The organism is Staphylococcus sp. Mo2-1 (assembly GCF_046721385.1).
Lineage (GTDB): Bacteria > Bacillota > Bacilli > Staphylococcales > Staphylococcaceae > Staphylococcus > Staphylococcus equorum_A.
In genome coordinates, this window is record NZ_JBEUUK010000001.1 from 1,053,567 (window position 1) to 1,073,422 (window position 19,856).

Annotated in this window: 11 protein-coding genes, 8 pseudogenes and 1 riboswitch; of the genes and pseudogenes, 5 read left to right on the top strand and 14 right to left on the bottom strand. The window is 32.5% G+C overall.

Going from position 1 to position 19,856, the window contains the following annotated elements; translation table 11 throughout:
• Positions 1-25: 25 nt before the first annotated feature.
• The 6 genes and pseudogenes from ABLV95_RS05295 to ABLV95_RS05320 form a co-directional block, all read right to left on the bottom strand.
• Positions 26-572, bottom strand: a pseudogene (locus ABLV95_RS05295) (ECF transporter S component).
• A gap of 65 nt (positions 573-637) precedes the next feature.
• Positions 638-773: riboswitch (FMN riboswitch) on the bottom strand.
• A gap of 234 nt (positions 774-1,007) precedes the next feature.
• A pseudogene (locus tag ABLV95_RS05300) lies at positions 1,008-2,784 on the bottom strand (ATP-binding protein).
• Positions 2,768-3,493, bottom strand: a complete 726-nt coding sequence (locus ABLV95_RS05305; RefSeq protein ID WP_002507553.1) for a response regulator transcription factor — start codon at positions 3,491-3,493, stop codon at positions 2,768-2,770. The pseudogene ABLV95_RS05300 and the gene ABLV95_RS05305 overlap by 17 nt, the downstream one beginning before the upstream one ends.
• A gap of 133 nt (positions 3,494-3,626) precedes the next feature.
• Positions 3,627-4,365 (bottom strand): annotated as a pseudogene (locus tag ABLV95_RS05310) (pseudouridine synthase).
• The gene (gene scpB, locus ABLV95_RS05315) at positions 4,358-4,900 is read right to left on the bottom strand and encodes an SMC-Scp complex subunit ScpB (RefSeq protein WP_460872881.1); all 543 of its coding nucleotides are present in this window, start codon (positions 4,898-4,900) and stop codon (positions 4,358-4,360) included. Before scpB ends, ABLV95_RS05310 begins: the two are co-directional and overlap by 8 nt.
• Positions 4,890-5,624 (bottom strand): segregation and condensation protein A, encoded by a 735-nt coding sequence (locus tag ABLV95_RS05320; RefSeq protein WP_046465384.1) that lies wholly within the window; start codon positions 5,622-5,624, stop codon positions 4,890-4,892. The genes scpB and ABLV95_RS05320 overlap by 11 nt, the downstream gene beginning before the upstream one ends.
• Before the next feature lie 93 nt (positions 5,625-5,717).
• On the opposite strand from ABLV95_RS05320, the gene ABLV95_RS05325 reads away from it, so the two are divergent.
• Positions 5,718-6,224, top strand: coding sequence for a DUF309 domain-containing protein (locus tag ABLV95_RS05325; RefSeq protein ID WP_460872667.1), 507 nt, complete (start codon positions 5,718-5,720; stop codon positions 6,222-6,224).
• Between the two features lie 93 nt (positions 6,225-6,317).
• On the opposite strand, the pseudogene xerD reads toward ABLV95_RS05325, so the two are convergent.
• The 3 genes and pseudogenes from xerD to ABLV95_RS05340 all read right to left on the bottom strand — a co-directional run bounded on the left by xerD (position 6,318) and on the right by ABLV95_RS05340 (position 8,344).
• A pseudogene (gene xerD / locus ABLV95_RS05330) lies at positions 6,318-7,206 on the bottom strand (site-specific tyrosine recombinase XerD).
• A gap of 41 nt (positions 7,207-7,247) precedes the next feature.
• A pseudogene (locus ABLV95_RS05335) lies at positions 7,248-7,696 on the bottom strand (Fur family transcriptional regulator).
• 105 nt (positions 7,697-7,801) lie between these two features.
• The gene (locus ABLV95_RS05340; protein ID WP_427704401.1) at positions 7,802-8,344 is read right to left on the bottom strand and encodes an NUDIX hydrolase; all 543 of its coding nucleotides are present in this window, start codon (positions 8,342-8,344) and stop codon (positions 7,802-7,804) included.
• 218 nt (positions 8,345-8,562) lie between these two features.
• Here ABLV95_RS05340 and ABLV95_RS05345 point away from each other — a divergent pair, with 218 nt between their 5' ends.
• Complete coding sequence (locus tag ABLV95_RS05345) at positions 8,563-9,477, top strand: aldo/keto reductase (RefSeq protein ID WP_460872668.1); 915 nt, start codon at positions 8,563-8,565, stop codon at positions 9,475-9,477.
• 140 nt (positions 9,478-9,617) lie between these two features.
• On the opposite strand, the gene ABLV95_RS05350 is transcribed toward ABLV95_RS05345, so the two are convergent.
• Positions 9,618-10,376: an SDR family NAD(P)-dependent oxidoreductase gene (locus ABLV95_RS05350; RefSeq protein WP_427704398.1), complete on the bottom strand. Its 759-nt coding sequence runs from the start codon at positions 10,374-10,376 to the stop codon at positions 9,618-9,620.
• Between the two features lie 142 nt (positions 10,377-10,518).
• On the opposite strand from ABLV95_RS05350, the pseudogene proC reads away from it, so the two are divergent.
• Positions 10,519-11,335 (top strand): annotated as a pseudogene (gene proC, locus ABLV95_RS05355) (pyrroline-5-carboxylate reductase).
• Positions 11,336-11,618: 283 nt separating this feature from the next.
• On the opposite strand, the gene rnz reads toward proC, so the two are convergent.
• Positions 11,619-12,539, bottom strand: coding sequence for a ribonuclease Z (rnz, locus tag ABLV95_RS05360; RefSeq protein WP_427704397.1), 921 nt, complete (start codon positions 12,537-12,539; stop codon positions 11,619-11,621).
• A 150-nt stretch (positions 12,540-12,689) separates the two neighbouring features.
• Here rnz and zwf point away from each other — a divergent pair, with 150 nt between their 5' ends.
• Both zwf and ABLV95_RS05370 read left to right on the top strand, forming a co-directional pair.
• Positions 12,690-14,174, top strand: coding sequence for a glucose-6-phosphate dehydrogenase (zwf, locus tag ABLV95_RS05365; RefSeq protein WP_460876568.1), 1,485 nt, complete (start codon positions 12,690-12,692; stop codon positions 14,172-14,174).
• 290 nt (positions 14,175-14,464) lie between these two features.
• A pseudogene (locus ABLV95_RS05370) lies at positions 14,465-15,338 on the top strand (effector binding domain-containing protein).
• 79 nt (positions 15,339-15,417) lie between these two features.
• On the opposite strand, the gene ABLV95_RS05375 reads toward ABLV95_RS05370, so the two are convergent.
• The 3 genes and pseudogenes from ABLV95_RS05375 to gndA form a co-directional block, all read right to left on the bottom strand.
• On the bottom strand, positions 15,418-17,067 hold the full coding sequence (locus ABLV95_RS05375) for a glycoside hydrolase family 13 protein (RefSeq protein ID WP_460872669.1): 1,650 nt from the start codon (positions 17,065-17,067) through the stop codon (positions 15,418-15,420).
• 1 nt (position 17,068) lies between these two features.
• Positions 17,069-18,085 (bottom strand): LacI family DNA-binding transcriptional regulator, encoded by a 1,017-nt coding sequence (locus ABLV95_RS05380; RefSeq protein WP_460876570.1) that lies wholly within the window; start codon positions 18,083-18,085, stop codon positions 17,069-17,071.
• A gap of 303 nt (positions 18,086-18,388) precedes the next feature.
• Positions 18,389-19,799, bottom strand: a pseudogene (gene gndA / locus ABLV95_RS05385) (NADP-dependent phosphogluconate dehydrogenase).
• Positions 19,800-19,856: the final 57 nt, after the last annotated feature.

Here is a 19,856-nt window from a genome sequence, read left to right on the forward strand (position 1 = left end):
AATAGAAATCGCCCTGTTTTTATATTTATTTTGGTAATACATTTTTTAAACGTTTAAATAAAAGAATGAACACTATAGAAATAATAGCGCCTTTAATAATGTTGAATGGAATAACACCAGATACAATGACAATCTTAACGTTTTCTACAACATTAGATAAATTCATAATCATGCCATATAAAGGTAACAACACAAAGTAGTTCAAGATACTTAGAATAATTGTCATTACAATAGTTGCTACAGTAAAACCTATAATCTGTGATTTAAGGTTATATTTGTTTTTAGTAACATAATAAGCTGTTAGTAAAAAACTGGATGCTCGCTAAAAAGTTAGCAACTGGACCTACTGGATCTCCAAGATTAAATAAAAAGTTTAATAAATTTTTTATAAATTCTACAATGATACCAGCGAGCGGTCCGAGTGTGAATGTAGCTAATAATGCGGGCACATCACTAAAGTCTAAAGTTAAATAAGGCGGTAAAAATGGTATTGGAAATTTTATAAACATCAATATAAAAGAAACCGCACTTAACATACTTATCGTAATAAGTCGTTTTGTTTGTTGTTGCATATTAAATTATCTCCTTCCATTCATCTTTCATCGAATAGGAGGATTTAACAGCACAACAAATAACCCTCCATCTTCTCCCATCCAGACTTTACTGTCGGCTCTAGATTTTCACTAGATCAGCCATTTATTTAAATGAAAATAAATGGGTCGCAGGCTTTAATTACTGCCGGTTGGGAATTACACCCTACCCCGAAGATGAATATCTTAAATTTTTATAAATATATCATAGCTTATTACTCAGGTAAAAACAATACTATTGCTCTAAATATGCTAAAAAGGGAGTAAAAGCGACTAAATTAAAGAAAACCTACACTTTTTAGTGAGTCTGCAAGCATAATTGATAATAAAGACCGGCGAAATAACAATAATGATTTCGCCGGTCTTTATATTAATGTTTGATTAGTTTAATTGAAGCAGTAACCACTCAACTATTTTCTATAACATCTCATTATTAGTTAACTTTGGTAATTTGACAATAAATGTTGTTCCTTTACCTAGTTTACTTTTAACGTCAATACTGCCACCATGTTCATCTATAATCATTCGACATATAAATAAACCTAGACCTGTACCTTGTTTACCACGTTTACGCGAGGAATCAACTTTATAAAAACGTTCAAACACTTGTTGTAGATGCTCTGGCGCAATACCAGAGCCCGTGTCTGTAATATATAATATGTTTTCTGTCTCTGTTTCCCCATAACTGATAGTGATGGCATCTCCTGCTTCGGTATACCTTGTTGCATTGTCTATCAAATTAGTTAAGACTTGTTCAATTCGATCTAAATCATAATACCACAGCTGTTCGTGCGTATTTGGATTTAAATTGATGCTTAAACCTAAACTCTCTGCATGACTTTGATATTTTTGTTGCATTTTATTTAGCAATGTATCAATTGGCTGAACAGATTTTTCTACCGTTAGCCCCTCAAGCATCCATACGTGCAACACTGAGAAGCTCATTTACAAGTCGATTTAAGCGTTTAGTTTCATCTAGTACAATAGATAGTGATTCATGTATTTCATCGGGCTCTGTGACGATGCCGTCCACTATAGACTCAGTATAGCCTTGTAGTAATGAAATAGGCGTACGTAATTCATGTGAAACATTAGCAATAAAATCTTTTTTCATTTGGTCTATGTTATGTTCGTTTGTCATATCACGAATAATAGCTACGATACCACTACGACCATCTGGTTGAATTTGATCAATATAACTCGTTATTATTACTAAATAACGCGTATTTATTTCATATTCTTCAAATTGTGTTTGCTTGTTTTTGAAAGTACGTTCATTTTGTTTATCAAGCTTTTTGAGTTCATGATCACCAAGTATTTGAAGTGTGTTTTGAGCCATTTTATTAGAAATTATAATTTCTTTTTTATCATTGTATCCCAATACACCTTCAATCATAGAATTGATTAAACTATCACGAATATTTTTTGAAGATGACAAGGCATCTATATGTTGTTGAATTTCAGAACTCATCGTATTAAACGTACGAGATAATTCACCAATTTCATCGCGCGTATTTACAGGTACGACTTGAGCATAATCTCCTTTAGAAACTTTCAAGGCCTGTGTCCGTAAATTTCGTAACGGTTTTGTTATACGAGATGATAAGAAAAAGGCAAAAACGGTTGTAATTGCTAAGAAGATAATAGCGATAATTAAAATAATAACTGTAATTACGTTATTGGTTTCTTCAATCGTTTTTAAATCTTGATAGATAAATACGCCACTGTAGTTATTATTTCGATTATTATCTTGCTCAGTCAAGTTTTTAGCAGGATAACCAATTAACACATAAGTCCGCTGTTGCCCATTGATTTTGACAGTAACGTGTTCTGAAATTTGTTTTCCTTTATCAAACACTTGGTTATAATCTTTATTGTTTTTAATTTCTTTAAACATCTTGTCTTTAATTTTATCTTTATGTTGGCTCACCATATGCTTATCATTCATAATAATAAGCCCATCTGGGTTTTCTATCAATTTACGACTGTATTCAATAGCTGTAGTTTTATCATCTGCACTTTCCACCAATTGACTGATACGCTGTGCATCTTTGAGTAATGAATCTTCGGTTTCTTGCGTAAAATAGGACTGAATAAATGTTATGAGTGCGGCACTTAGTAAAATTAAAACTGTCGTTACTATTAAAATAATAGTTAACCACAGTTTTATTACTACATTATTTAGCCGATTCATCATTGGACTTAACCTCGAATTTATAACCAACACCCCAAACAGTTTGAATCATTTGAGCTGCTGCATCAGATACTCGATTTAACTTTTCTCTTAAACGTTTAACGTGAGTATCTACAGTACGCAAGTCGCCGTAGAATTCATAATGCCATACTTCTTTTAGAAGCTGTTCTCGATCAAAGACTTTGTTAGGTGTTTTAGCTAGAAATATTAACAACTCATATTCTTTTGGTGTTAAATTAACTTGGTTATTATCTGCTAATACTCTGTGTGCATCGTTGTCAATGACAAGGTGGTCAAATTCAATTAAATCACGCGCATGAGGTTCACTTTGTTCTGTATGCGCTACTTGTGTACGTCTTAACAACGCTTTGACGCGCAATACCACTTCACGAGGAGAAAATGGTTTCACGATATAATCGTCTGCACCAGATTCGAATCCTTCTACCCTATTTGTTTCTTCACCTTTAGCAGTCAACATAATAATTGGTGTTTCTTTGTGTTCTCTGAGACGTGAAGCAACAGTGATACCATCCATTTCTGGAAGCATAAGGTCTAATAAAATACATGAATAATCATGTTCCATCGCCATTTTATACGCTTCATTACCATCACTTGCTTCATGTATCTCAAAAGATTCTCTTTCAAGGTATAATTTTAATAATCTTCTGATTCGATCTTCATCATCTACGATAAGTATTTCATTTGACATACATATGTACCTCCCACACTGCTAACTTTCAATTTAATCACATTATATCATACGTTTAATAGGAAAAGTGATTACGAAGAAAAAGATTGTGAAACTTTTCTCATGATTTAAATTAAACTAAACGTAATAACAATTATTTACCATGTTCTGCAAGTTGACGCATCACTTTTACTTCATGAGGTGTTAAGACTCTGCCTTCACCTGCATTAAGCCCTTTTAGGTTAAGTGGACCAACTTCAATGCGTTGTAATTTTGTAACTTCGTGACCAAAATGTTCAAACATGCGACGGACTTGTCTATTGCGTCCTTCTGTAATTGTAATTTCAACAAGTGTTGAATTTTTATCTTTATCTTGATTCTTTACTTTTACAGTAGCTGGTTGTGTATGGCCATCTTCTAGTTCAACACCATGTTCTAAAGCTTTAACTTCTTCACGCATTAAATAGCCTTTTAATTTAACAACATATTTTTTCTTAATTTTATAACTCGGATGTGTCATTAAATTAGTGAATTCGCCGTCGTTAGTTAATAAAAGTAAACCTGAAGTATCATAATCTAAACGACCCACTGGATAAATTCTTGTTTTAATTTGTTTAAAGTAATCTGTAACCACTTTTCTACCTCTATCGTCCGATACACTAGTGATAACTTGTGCTTGGTTTATAAAATAAAATATATAGTTTATCTTGTTGTTCTAATTTAATGCCCTCAACTTCAATTGTATCCGACGGTTTAACTTTCGTACCTAACTCTGTTACTACTGAGCCATTAACTAAGACTTTGCCTTCTGTGATTAATGTTTCTGCTTTTCTACGTGACGTGTGACCACTGTTTGCAATACGTTTTTGTAATCTTTCTGTCTCTTTATTCATTATTTTCTCCTTTTTGATTTACTAAGTTACTGAAGAAAGCTTCTATTTCTTCATCTTCCTCATCAGTTGTTGGTAAATCATCTAAATGTTCAATGCCAAATACGTTTAAAAATAGTTCTGTGGTATAGAGTTGTTGGCTTCTGGAATCCGCTTCGTCTTTAGCTTCTATTAGCCCTCGAGCAATTAAAGTTTTAACAGCGCCGTCAGAATTTATACCTCTTATCATCTCAATGTCGCTTCGTGATAAAGGTTGATTGTAGGCAATAATAGACAATGATTCCATTGTCGCTTGCGATAATTTCATTTTTGATTTTTGTTCTATTAATTTTTCAATATAATTTGCTGCATCTTTTTTTGTAGTAAGTACATAAGTTTGACCAAAATGTTGAATTTCTAAGCCATCTGATATGTATTCAGAAACGAGTAGTGACAATTGTGTTTGGTCAATGTCTAAAATTTCAAGTAATTGTTTTTCATCTAAACCTTCGTCACCTGCTGTATAAAGTAATGCTTCTAGTATACCCTTATCGTTCAATGCCATAGTTTACCCCTCTTATAATGTTGATATCGTCGAAATTTTTGAGTTGTTCTATATTTACAATGCCCGATTTAGACATTTCAAGTATTGCTAGAAAATGTGTGACCACCATTTCAACAGGTTCTGTAAAATTAAACAAACTAAAAAAATTAAACGAATCATGTTGTTGTAAACGCGCATTAACTTGAGAAGTTGCTTGTTGAATCGTAAATGTTTCTTTACGTATATCTACAGTTTTTGGCGTGTTGAATTCAACGCGATTTTTAACTTTTTGATAAGCGATGATTAATTCTGTTAAATCAATTGTATTACTTGAATCCCATGTTTCATTAGATTCTAGGTGTGTTAAATCAGTTGGATGCTTTGAAAAGTAAAAAGCACGTTCAGATTTCTTTTCATTTAATATCTCAGTATATTCTTTATAATTTTGATATTCAATTAATCGTCCTACTAAATCTTCACGTGGATCCTCTTCTAATTCGTCGACTTCTTCTGATTGTGGTAACAGCATTTTACTTTTAATCATAAGCAGTTCAGAAGCCATAACTAAATATTCACTAGCAACATTAATCTCTAATTGATTCATTGCATGTATATATTGCATATATTGTTCTGTTAATGATTTCATGGGAATATCATAAATATCAATTTCAATTTTTTGAATGAGATGCAATAATAAATCTAAAGGACCATTAAAAGCATCTAGTTTTACTTCATACATAGTATCTACCTCATATAGCAAGTTATGTGCGTATTTCACTAAAATATTATAGCATGTTTAATGAAAACATTTAAATTTGGAGCGGTTTTAATTATGGAAAATGCATTACAAGATTTTTATTATCAATTTCATACGGAACAACATTACTTTTTGTGTCATGACATTTTAGAAGAAACTTGGAAAGAAAATCCGCAATTTAGTAAAGATGATGCAATTGTAAGTTTGATTTTGTTAGCAACAGGTTGCTATCATTATCGCGGACATAACAATGTTGGTGCGTTACGATCATTTAAAAAAGCATTAAGTGTTATAGAACAAAGTGAACAATCCATTGATTTAGGCATCTATACAGATGAATATAAAAAAATCATTATAGAATTAATTCAGTCTGTGGCTAGTGCTAAGCAATTTGTGCCAATTCAATTACCAATAACAAAAGAAATGGAACAGGATATTTTAAAAAAATACCCTAATTTTGTTAGAACACCACATATGATAGAAGATAGTTATATTGTAAATCATCATTTAGAAAGAGATCGTTCAGAAGTTGACAAAGCGCGACAACAGGCACTTGATATACGCCGTGCAAAAAAAGAATAAACTTAAATCAAATGAATAAAACAAGTCATATTAAAATGGCGACGCAAACAAAAAAACACAAGCTAGCTATTCAACGAATAAACTGGTTTGTGTTTATGCACGTGGATGAAATTCATTATACATTTTGCGAATTTGTGATTTTGAGACATGTGTGTAAAGTTGTGTTGTCGAAATATCAGAATGTCCTAACATTTCTTGTACAGCACGTAAATCAGCACCATTTTCAAGTAAATGTGTAGCAAATGAATGTCTCAATGTATGTGGTGTCAACGTCTTATTGATATTCGCTTTTACACCATTTTGTTTAATCATTTTCCAAATAGCTTGTCTTGATAAAGGTTTACCATGCATATTTAAAAACAATACATTTGTCACAGTACGCTTCAGTAATTGAGGGCGTGTTGTATCTAAATATGTATTTAAATATTCTATTACTGCATCACCCAATGGGATAATGCGTTCTTTGTTTCCTTTACCAAATACTTTGACGAAGCCCATGATTAAATTGATATCCTCAAGTTCAATGTGTATAAGTTCAGAAACGCGCATGCCTGTAGCATATAACAATTCTAACATTGTACGATCTCTATAGCCGTTAATTTTTGATAAGTTCGGAGTCTCAAGCAAAGCAAGTACTTCATCTACTTCTAAGACATCAGGTAATTTCCTATCATATTTCGGTGTTTCGATTAATACAGTTGGATCTTTTGCGAGCATATTTTTCTCGTAATGCGAACTGATGAAAACTGCGTACTGTAGATATGAAACGCGCCAATGATTTTGCGGAAGCACCCTCGTCGTGTAAATAGCCAAGGCATTGATTGATTAATTGTCTATCTACAAAATCTATATGCCCTATTTTTTGTTCTTCTAAAAAAGTGGCATATTTTTTTAAATCTCTTCTATATGCGCCAATTGTATTCGAACTCAACCCTTTTTCTAGTTGGATAAATCTCAAATATTCTTCAATTATCGTATCCAATGGTACCACCTCTATTTATAAAATAGTGTATGATGTTGAGCTTACTTACCTTGAGCTTGGCAATCTGAGCATACACCATGGAATGTTAAGCGATGGTCTGAAATTCTAAAGTTAAAATCTTGCTCTACTTTTTCTTCCACTTGAGGCAATAAATCTTCTTCGATTTCTTCTACTTTACCGCATTCCATACAAACAAGGTGATGGTGGAAATGCTTCGCACCTTCTTTACGTAAATCAAAACGGGCAACACCATCACCAAAATTAATTTTATCCACAACTTTTAATTCTGCTAATAATTCTAACGTACGATAGACAGTCGCAAGTCCTATTTCAGGTGCTTTATCTTTAACTTTTAAATAAACGTCTTCAGCGCTTAAATGATCTTTCTCATTTTCAATTAAAACTCTTAACGTTGCTTCGCGTCATGCGGAGTTAATTTATAAGATGATTGTTGTAATTGTTGCTTCACGCGATTTAATCGTTCTTCCACGGAAGCCTCACTCCCCTACTAATAATTATAATCATTTCAATTTACATAATGATTTATATATATAAAATACCAATAATTGATAAAATACGCAAGTGTGTAGGCAAGTTATTTGGAATGATTATAATTAAGTAATAGATATTGTAAAGCAATAATTGTTTTAGCATCCTCGATTTCTTGGTTTTGGAGCATGGATGTTATTTCTTCAATATTATATGTTTCGATTTCAATAAATTCATCGTCATCTAAATTCATTTCACCTATTTTCAAATCTTTGGCAAGATAAATTGAAATCTTTTCATTAGAGAAGCCTGGAGAACCGTACATTTCAGTAATCAATTCTAAATTTTCAGCAATATAGCCCGTTTCTTCTTCTAATTCTCTTTTGGCAGCTGATTCTCTTTCTTCATTTAATTCTAATTTTCCAGCTGGTATTTCTAATAATGTTTTTTCAGCGGGTTTACGATACTGTCTGACGAGAATAACTTGGTTATCTGGATTGATTGCACATACTGCAACTGCCCCGTTATGGTAAACTAATTCACGTTTTGACGTTTGTCCATCGGGTAGTTCTATATCATGGACTTCTAAATCAATAATTGCACCTTTGTAGATGGACTCTTTATGTAATGTTTTCTCGAATAGATTCATTATAATCACGTTCCTTTTATTTGAATTAAGTTATTGTTAAGATTAACACGTTAGTGTTTCAGGGAATAGCAAAAGCGATAAAAGCGATATTTGTAGAAATGTAAGTATTTATATTTCATTTATATCAAAAATTTTGCGCAATGCATAAAAGTAATTCATAACGACTTATTTTGTTACGTCTATGCCCTATCATCAAGTGTATCGAAAGGAGAAACGACATGCAAAAAAATATTTTAAAAAGTGGTATTGAAATCTCAGAATTAGGTTTAGGATGTATGAGTCTAGGCACTGATTATGAACAAGCAGAACCAATTATAGAACGTGCGATTGAACAAGGCATCACATATTTTGATACGGCTGATATTTATGATAAAGGTGTAAACGAAGATATTGTAGGTAAAGCCTTGAAAAAATATCAAAATCGAGATGATATTGTGATTGGCACAAAAGTAGGTAATCATTTAGCTGATGATGGTACTACATTTTGGGATCCTTCTAAAAAATATATCAAAGCTGCTGTGAAGGACTCTTTACAAAGACTAGGATTAGATCACTTAGATTTATATCAATTACATGGTGGTACGATTGATGATCCACTAGATGAAACAATTAGTGCATTTGAGGAATTGAAAAAAGAAGGTGTTGTGCGTGCGTATGGCATATCTTCAATTCGACCTAATGTCATTGATTATTATTTAAAACACAGCGATATCGAAACTTTAATGTCTCAATTTAACTTAATTGATAATAGACCAGAAGTATTATTAGATGATGTGCATGCTAAGAAGGTTAAAATACTTGCACGTGGGCCTGTTTTTAAAGGATTGTTAACTACTAATAGTAATCAAGCATTAGATTCTAAATTTGCAGAAGGTATATTTGATTATACTTACCAAGAATTAGGAGAAACGATAGCTTCTATTAAAGAGATTGAAAATAATTTAACTGGTTTAACATTTAACTATCTTACGTCGCATGATGCTCTAGGTTCTATTATTATGGGGGCTAGCGGCGTTGAGCAATTAGATGAAAATGTGAAGAATTACGAATTATCAAAAGAAATTAGTTTAGAAAAACTGAAAGTTGCACGTAATCGTGTTAAGAATCTGGAATATACACAGCATTTAAAATAATAAATCACAACACTAAAAAAGAGTTAGTTTGATACTTGTGAAAGTAGATGTCCTGTTCCTCATCTATTATCCTTTAAGTTCAACTAACTCTTTTTATATTGCCATTTAAGTTCAATAATACATAAACAGAATAGTAGCAATTAAGCTTTATTTTTAAAAAATATCGTGAAATGTTTTTCAATAAAACGTGGTGCAAGTTGATAAATCTTTAATATAAAATGCATCCATTTAGGTTCATTGATTTCTGTTTTGTTCGTAAGTATCCCTTTTACGACTTGCTGTGCTAATTTATCTGAATCTAGCATAATACTTTTATATTTTTGTGCAAATGCTAGCGATGGATCTGCTTTTTCATGAAATGGTGTAGCAATGGGACCAGTATTTATAGTTAGGACATGATAGTTAGGTTTTTCAATGCGTAGTGCATTCAAGACTTGGTTAAAAGCAGCTTTACTTGCCCCGTAATGTGCGGCATAAGCTTGTGTTAAAAAAGCAGACTGGCTACCAATACCAACGATGGATGGATTAGTACTTAAAAATGGTTGAATAGTAGTCAAAAGTATATTGAAGTTCACTACATTTAAATTATAAGTTTCTAACATTTCATCAATACTATGTTGCTCTATTGCTTTAAAATAACCTAACCCAGATGAATAAATTAAACCATCGATTGATTGGTCTTGAAAATGATGCTTAAGCTTTAGAATTTGAGCCTGTGATTGTAAGTCGCATTGTATGATAGATAAATGCTCTGTACCATACTGCGCAATAATATCATCTAATTTTTGTGGATTACGTACGATTACTGTCACAAACACCCTTTTCTTTAATAGTATCTTTAATATTGCTTTACCTAAACCACTCGTTCCTCCAGTTAAAATATAATGTTTGCCAATCATAATTATCCCTACCCTTTGTCAATGTACAGTTAGTATAATTGAAATGGCTATGATATGTCATGTATATAATATAAATATTAGTTATATTATAAATCTATGTTAGTATAGAAACATAAAAACTAAGAGGAAGTGAAATATTCACATGAAACTAGTATTTTATGGTGCTTGGTAACATGGCTCATGCCATTTTTACAGGTATCGTTAATTCAAAAGTGATTGATTCTAACAATATTTATTTAACAAATCGTTCTAACGAAGTTGCACTTAAAGATTATGCAGAAAAATTAGGTGTGAATTATAGTTACGATGATGAAGCATTATTAAAAGATGCTGATTATGTATTTTTAGGTACAAAACCTTATGATTTTGATGTATTATCTGAGCGTATTAGACCTAATGTAACAGAAAACAATAAATTCATTTCTATTATGGCTGGTTTACCTATAAGCTATATTCGTGAAAAAATTGGTGCTGATAATCCAATTGCTCGTATTATGCCAAATACAAATGCGCATGTAGGTCATTCTGTAACAGGTATCAGTTTTTCTAATAATTTTGGACCAAAATCTAAAGAAGAAGTTGATGATTTGATCAATGCATTTGGTTCAGCAATAGAAGTTTCTGAAGATAACTTGCATCAAGTTACTGCAATTACAGGAAGCGGTCCAGCCTTTTTATATCACGTATTCGAACAATATGTGACAGCGGGCACGCAACTAGGTTTAGAGAAATCTCAAGTTGAAGAATCTATCCGTAATTTAATTATTGGCACAAGTAAAATGATTGAACGATCTGAATTGAGTATGGAGCAATTGAGAAAAAATATAACTTCTAAAGGTGGCACTACCCAAGCAGGCTTAAATGCTTTATCAGAACATGATATAGAAGGCATATTTGAAGATTGTTTACGTGCCGCGGTTAATAGAAGTATTGAATTATCAAGTCGAGATGACGATTAGTTAATTTAAATTTAAGATACAAATGCTACTTTAACTAACTTATAAATATAAAATAATAACACTAATTCATTGCATGTTGCATTTGAATTAGTGTTATTTTAATTTCGAAATATTTCATCACTTTATATTACAACTAAACTCGCGGAAAGCGTGCACAAAACACGTAGAAACATATGATCAACCTACACTAAAGATAATATTGGTAGTTTAAAAGCGCAAGTTCCTAAATTAAGAACTTACGCTTTCGTTAGATATCTATATTACTATTTTGAATTAGCTGTAGCTAGAATGACCACGAATCAAAATCATTAACAAACATGAATGGTGGTGTCTTGTCTCGAGACTTTAATGATTGACTAATCGTTTCCACTTCTTCTTTTGTATAGCGATTACTTATGTGTGTAATTAAACTATATTCAACTTGAGCTTCATCAATTAACTCAAACACATCGTCAATATGACTGTGGTGATAACTGTTTGCTAACATTTTATCCCCTTCTATATAAGTACTTTCATGTACCATTACTGTTGCATCTTGAGCAATTAACAACTCATTTTTACAAGGCATCGTGTCGCCAAATATAGCGATAACAGGACCTTTAATAGCATCGCCTTTAAATTGATTAGAATCATAAATTAATCCATTATGTTCAAAAGTTTCATTAATTTTAATATCTTGATACTTAGGTCCCGGTTCCAAACCAATATCCTTTAAAGCTTGAACATCAATTTTCCCTGGGGTATAGGGCGCTTCAATTCTGTAGCCATAAGATGTAATACCATGGTTTAATAGATGTGCGTTCACATTAAAACCGTTATGATGATAGTTTAATTGATCTTCAATTTCTATGTATGTGATTGGATAATTTAATCTGGATTCAGATAGTTGTAAGGCCGTCTCTATAAATTGTTGAATACCCTTTGGTCCAACTACTGTGAGTGGCTTACTTTCTCCACCCTGAAATGAACGACTCGTTAATAGTCCGGGCAAACCAAATATATGATCCCCGTGCATATGCGTAATAAAAATATGATCAACTTTACCCAATTTGATTGAATGATGCAGTATTTGATGTTGAGTCCCTTCACCCACATCAAATAACCAAACATTATTTGAGTATGGTTCTAAATTTAATGCAATTGCTTGGGTGTTTCTTTCTTTGGTTGGTAGACCCGCACTCGTGCCAAAAAATGTGATTTCCATGCATATGCCTCCTCTTCTTGTTCACATTTTATCACACAAAAGAATAAAAAATATATTAAAATTAAATACTTCCAAGCAAAATTGTAGGAATAATACTGAATATTGGTCTATAATAAATAGAGATTTATAAAAAGAATTGAGGTTTTGATCTTGAATACTAGAAACAAAGATATTCCATGCTTAATAACAATTTTTGGAGCAACTGGTGATCTTAGTCACAGAAAATTATTTCCATCATTATTCCATTTGTATCAACAAGAAAACTTAAATGAACAAGTTGCAATCATTGGGATAGGTAGAAGAGACTTAACAAACGATGATTTCCGTAGTCAAGTGAAATCATCAATTCAAGAACATGTTAAAGATACAAAACATCTTGATAAATTTATGGAACACGTGTTTTATCATAAACATGATGTCAGTGATGAAGCAAGTTATCAATCACTACTAGAAGTGAGTAATAAATTAGATACTGAGTTCCAACTTCAGGGTAATAGATTATTCTACCTAGCTATGGCTCCTAATTTCTTCGGTGTGATTTCTGATTATTTGAAATCATCTGGATTAACCGAGACTACTGGTTTCAAACGTTTAGTTATTGAAAAACCATTTGGTACTGATTTAGAGTCAGCAGAGCAACTTAATGAACAATTACGTCGTTCATTTAAAGAAGAAGAAATTTATCGTATTGACCATTACTTAGGTAAAGACATGGTACAAAATATAGAAGTACTTCGTTTCGCTAATGCGATGTTCGAACCATTATGGAATAATAAATACATTTCTAACATTCAAGTAACATCTTCAGAAGTATTAGGTGTTGAAGATAGAGGTGGTTACTATGAATCAAGTGGTGCTTTAAAAGATATGGTTCAAAACCATATGTTACAAATGGTTGCATTATTAGCAATGGAAGCACCAATTAGTTTACACAGTGAAGATATACGAGCTGAGAAAGTTAAAGCACTTAAATCATTGCGTAAATTAGAATCAGAAGAAGTTCGTCAAAACTTTGTTCGCGGACAATATGATGAAGGTACAATTGATGATCAAAAAGTAAGACGTTACAGAGATGAAGACCGTGTTGCTGAAGACTCAACAACCCCTACTTTCGTTTCAGGTAAATTGACTGTCGATAACTTTAGATGGGTCGGCGTGCCATTTTATATTAGAACAGGTAAACGAATGAAGAGTAAAACGATTCAAGTCGTTGTTGAATTTAAAGAAGTGCCTATGAATTTATATTATGAAACAGATAAGAAATTAGATTCAAATTTACTTGTCATCAACATCCAACCTAATGAAGGTGTATCATTACATTTAAATGCGAAGAAAAATGTTCAAGGTATTGAAACAGAACCTGTTCAATTATCTTATGCGATGAGCGCACAAGATAAAATGAATACTGTCGATGCTTATGAAAATTTATTATTTGATTGTCTAAATGGTGATGCTACTAACTTTACCCATTGGGAAGAGTTAAAATCTACTTGGAAATTTGTCGATGCAATACAAGAAGAATGGGACCAAAATGAACCTGAATTCCCTAACTATGAATCAGGATCAAATGGTCCATTAGAAAGTGAATTACTCTTAAGTAGAGATGGTTTCCATTGGTGGGACGATATTCATTAATATGTTTATCTTTCTATAACATAAGGCAACAACGCAAGTGTAAAAAATCACTTGTGTTGTTGCTTTTTTCTTAACCTTTTTTTGTGTTATGATTTAATCTATTGAGCAAATTACATAAAGTTTATGCGTTTACTTATTTACATTTTACTCTATTTAATATTTTTGAGATGTAAGTATAAGTAAAATGATGTAGAATATAATTAATTAGGTAAACGATGCTAACGTTTTCCAACAATAAATTTAAAAGCAATGATGGCGCATGAGTCATTTGAAAATTAGGAGTGAAAGTTTTGGACGTTATCAAGCAAATACAACAGGCAATTGTTTATATAGAAGATCATTTGCTAGAGCCTTTTCATTTGCAAGAACTCAGTGATTACGTTGGTCTTTCACCTTATCATCTTGATCAATCATTTAAAATGATTGTTGGTCAGTCTCCAAGTGAATATGCGAGGTCACGTAGAATGACTTTAGCGACAAAAGAGATTATTAGTGGTTCAAGTCGTTTAATGGACGTAGCTAAAAAATACAATTATAGTGATACAAACGCGTTCGCAAATGATTTCAGTGATTTTCACGGGGTGTCACCCATCCAAGTGAATACCAAACGCGATGAACTTAAAATGCAACCAAGACTTTATATAAAACTGACAACAACTGAAACTGCACCTTATAATTACAGATTAGAAGATACACAGGGCCTATCATTAGTAGGTTACAATCGATTTTTAGATGCAGATGAATTAGAAAATCCATATAAAGTACCTGACTTTTTAGAAGATTTATTAGTCGATGGAAAAATTAAAGAGCTTCAACGTTATAATGATGTAAGTCCACATGAGTTATTTGTAGTCAATTGTCCATTAGATCAAGGTATGGAAATATTTGTGGGTGTACCAAGTGAAAGATACCCCGCACACTTAGAAAGCCGTTTCCTACCTGAAAGACAATATGCTAAATTTAACTTACAAGGTGATTTAGACTATGTCATTAACGAAGCTTGGTATTACATCGAAACAAGCCTTCAAATGACCCCGCCATATGAGCATAACAGCCTGTATGTGGAAGTTTATCCCTTAGAATTATCTTTTGATGATGCTTGTCACTAAAGTTCAGCTATGGATGCCTGTAGATCAAGAACAATATCATGACAATGAACTATAAAAAACCTCTGACATAATTTGAATTCAAAATAATTCAAATATCGTTAGAGGTTTTTTGTAGACTTAAATAAATTAATTTTTTATAAAGCTATTACAAAAGCTTCAAATGGACGTAATGCAGTTAAATTCAATTTGTTATCTTTGTAATTGTGCAGTTTAATATTATTTTCATTTATCGTTTCATTGAATGCCAACGAGGCAGACTTATCAGTTAAATTTCCTACTACAAGGACACGTTTTCCTTCTAATTCTCTAATATAAGCAAATACACGGTCATTTTCAGCATCTATCAGATTAAAAGTGCCATATGTAAAAATATCATGTGATTTTTTTACTTGAATCAGAGATTTGTAAAAATTTAAAATTGAATCAGAATCTTGTAGCTGTGATGATACATTAATCTCAGTGTAATTAGGATTAACTGGGAACCAAGGCTCATGTTCAGAAAATCCACCGTTTATAGCATTAGTCCATTGCATTGGTGTACGAGAATTATCTCTATTTTCCATTTTGTGTTTGTTTAACAGTTCTGTTAAATCACCACCCTGAGCCTTAACGATATTATATTCGTTCACTACAGCAACATCATTAAATGTTTCCACACTTTCAAATGGATAATTGGTCATACCGATTTCTTGTCCTTGATATATGAATGGTGTGCCTTGTTGTAAGAAATATACAACCGCATGACTTGTAGCTGACTCATACCAAAATCTTTCATCATCACCCCATGTAGATACACGTCTAGGTTGATCATGATTTTCTATAAACAATGCATTCCAGCCTACATCTTCAAGTTTCTTTTGCCATCTATTTAACACATCTTTATATGCTTTAACATCAAATTTAATATCGCCAGTATTCCATAAACCTAAGTGCTCAAATTGGAAAATCATATTAAACTTACCTTTGTCTTCACCGACCCATTCATCAGCATTATCAGGATTCACACCATTTGCTTCTCCTACTGTCATAATATCGTAATGACTTAAGGATTCATCCTTCATTTCTTGTAACCAATCATGTATGCCTGGTTGGTTCATATCTACGTCGAATGCAGGCGCGTATGTTTTGCCTTCAGGAACTGGTAAATCTCCGGCTTCAAATGTTTTCTTAATATGGGTAATTGCATCCACTCTGAAGCCATCAATTCCTTTTTCAAACCACCAGTTCATCATGTTAAAGACAGTCGCTTTAACGTCTTTATTTTCCCAATTTAAATCAGGTTGTTTTTTACTAAATAAATGGAAATAATATTGACCTGTTGTTTTATCATATTCCCATGTAGAACCATTAAATATACTTTCCCAATTATTAGGTTCAGATCCATCAGCTTTTGGATCTTTCCAGATATACCAATCTCGTTTTGGATTATCTTTACTCGATTTAGATTCTATAAACCATGGATGTTCATCTGATGTATGATTGACTACTAAATCTAAAATGAGTTTCATACCACGTTGGTGTACACCATCTAATAATTGATCAAAATCATCCATCGTTCCAAATTCATCCATGATATCTTGATAATCACTAATATCATAACCATTATCATCATTTGGTGATTTATACATCGGGCTTAACCAAATGATATCGATACCTAAATCTTGTATATAATCTAGTTTTTCAATAACTCCTTGTAAATCTCCAATGCCATCGTTATTTGAATCGTTAAAGCTTCGAGGATAAACTTGATATGCTACTGCCTCTTTCCACCACTGTTTATTCATATTATTGCTCCTTTGTTAAATATTGAGTTGAGACTCTTTTAATAATATCTGTTGGAATAACTTTATTAAAATCGACAATATGTTCTCCACTAATTAATTGAATGATAGCGTCGCCTGCTGCTTCACCTAATAAGTCAGGATGAATATTGACCGCGGTTTGTGGTGGCGCCGCAAATTCAGTTAAGTAAGAATCATTGAAGGTTGCTGTTTGTAAATCTGTTGGCACACGAAGTTGTAGTTCATACAATACGCTAAGCACAATATGATTGAGCATCGTATCTGATGTAATAATGACTGAAGATAGTTCATTATGTGTGAGTAAATAATGAAAATAAGATTTTATGCTTTGGTAGTTCATATCAAAATATTCGATAAGACCTACTTGTGCATGTTGTTTAAGGACATTAGTAAATCCTTTGATTCGATCTTTAACAACTTCATAATTTCCACGTTCAGCTAAAAATAAAAACTTACTATGACCAAGACTTATGAGATAGCGTGTTAATTGCTCCGTCGCTTCAACATTATTATTATCTATATGAATGACTTGTTGATTAGATAAGGGTTTCCCCACGACGACGTACGGCATATTATGTTGAGCAAGTATTTGTTCTATCTTATCGTTTTCTTTTGAGTATAATAAAATAAAGCCATCTACTGCATGATAAGAAATCATGTGACTTACTTCTAATTCTATATTTTCATATTGCTCATTTGTGGTAGATATTGTTGCATAACCATGTGCTTTGCATGATTTATATATACCTGAAAGGACATCTATAATAAATGGATTTTGCCTTGTTTCATTACGCCCGCTTTTTTGAATAATACCTATTGTTTTAGATTTTTTTGTAACTAATGTTCGGGCCGCATGATTTGGTTGGTAGCCTAATGCTTCCATCACCGCTAATACTTTTAATCTAGTAGCATCGCTTATACGATTGTTACCGCTAATGACACGTGAAACTGTCGATGGTGCTACATTTGCTGCTTTTGCAACATCCTTTATAGTTACCAAGTTGAGTCATCCTTTGCTAATGTATATAATTAAAGCGTTTTCAAAACTATAATTATAATGATAATTAAGTATAAAGGGAAAGTCAAAGGATTTGTGCAAACGATTGCACAAAGTTTGCATTTTTTGTAATCATGGGTTAGCTTTTTCTTATTTAAATGCCATTACTTGGAAATTTAATGTAATACTAAAGCTGTTATTAAAAATTTACATAAAAAAACTACTAGTAAAGTCCGTAGACTTTGCTAGTAGTTTCAAACGCGAAGTAGTTTCACGTCTTTTATAATGTTAATATAAAGATGTTTATTAGTCTTCAATCCATTGTGTATGGAATACGCCTTCACGATCTTTACGTTCGTAAGTGTGTGCACCAAAATAATCACGTTGCGCTTGAATTAAGTTAGTTGGTAAGTTTTCTGAACGATAACTATCATAATAGTTAATACTTGCAGAGAAACCTGGCGTTGGAACACCATTTTGTACACCAGTAGCTACAACATCACGTAATGCATCTTGATAGTTTGTTACGATATCTTTGAAGTATGGGTCTAATAATAGATTTTGTAATTCTGTATCATTATCATATGCTTCTTTAATTTTTTGTAAGAATTGCGCACGGATAATACAACCTTCACGCCAAATCATAGCAAGCTCTCCAAGTTTTAAATTCCATTCATTGTCGTCACTAGCTTTTCTCATTTGAGCAAAGCCTTGTGCGTATGAACAAATCTTACTCATATACAGCGCTTTACGGATTTTTTCAAGGAATTCTTCTTTGTTACCTTCAAATTTAGTACTTGGTCCATTTAATTGTTTAGAAGCATTCACGCGTTCTTCTTTGATTGAAGATATAAAGCGTGCAAATACTGATTCAGTAATAATTGTTAATGGAATACCTAATTCTAAAGCGTTAATAGAAGTCCATTTACCTGTACCTTTTTGGCCAGCTGTATCCATGATTTTTTCAACTAATGGACCATTACCATCATCATCTAATTTAGTGAAGATGTCACCAGTGATTTCAATCAAGTAACTTGAAAGTTCGCCGACGTTCCAGTCTTTGAATGTTTGTGAAATTTCTTCATGAGACATACCAAGTAAGTCTTTCATCATTGCGTAACTTTCAGCAATTAACTGCATATCTGCATATTCAATACCATTGTGCACCATTTTAACGTAGTGACCGGCACCATTAGGTCCAATATAAGCTACACATGCGGCGCCATCTTCAGCTTTAGCAGAGATTGCTTCTACAATGTCTTTAACTTTATCAAATGCTTCTTGTTGTCCACCAGGCATTAATGAAGGACCAGTAAGCGCGCCAACTTCACCACCAGAAACGCCCATTCCGATGAAGTTAACACCACTTTCAGCTAGTGCTTTATTACGTCTGATTGTATCTTGATAATTAGTGTTACCACCATCGATTAAAATATCATCATTATCTAGTAATGGTAATAAGCTATCGATTGTTGCATCTGTTGCTCGGTCCTGCCTTCACCATTAATAAAATCTTACGGGGTTTTTCTAGAGAATTCACAAACTCCTCTATAGAGTACGTCGGATGTATATTTTTACCTTCAGATTCTGTTACCATTTCATCTGTTTTAGAAGATGAACGGTTAAAAACTGAAACGCTATATCCTCGTGATTCAATATTCCAAGCAAGGTTTTTACCCATTACGGCTAAACCTACTACACCAATTTGTTGTGTCATTTAACTAACCTCTCTTATTAAAGTTTTCTCATATATTGTATCACAAAGCATCACTCA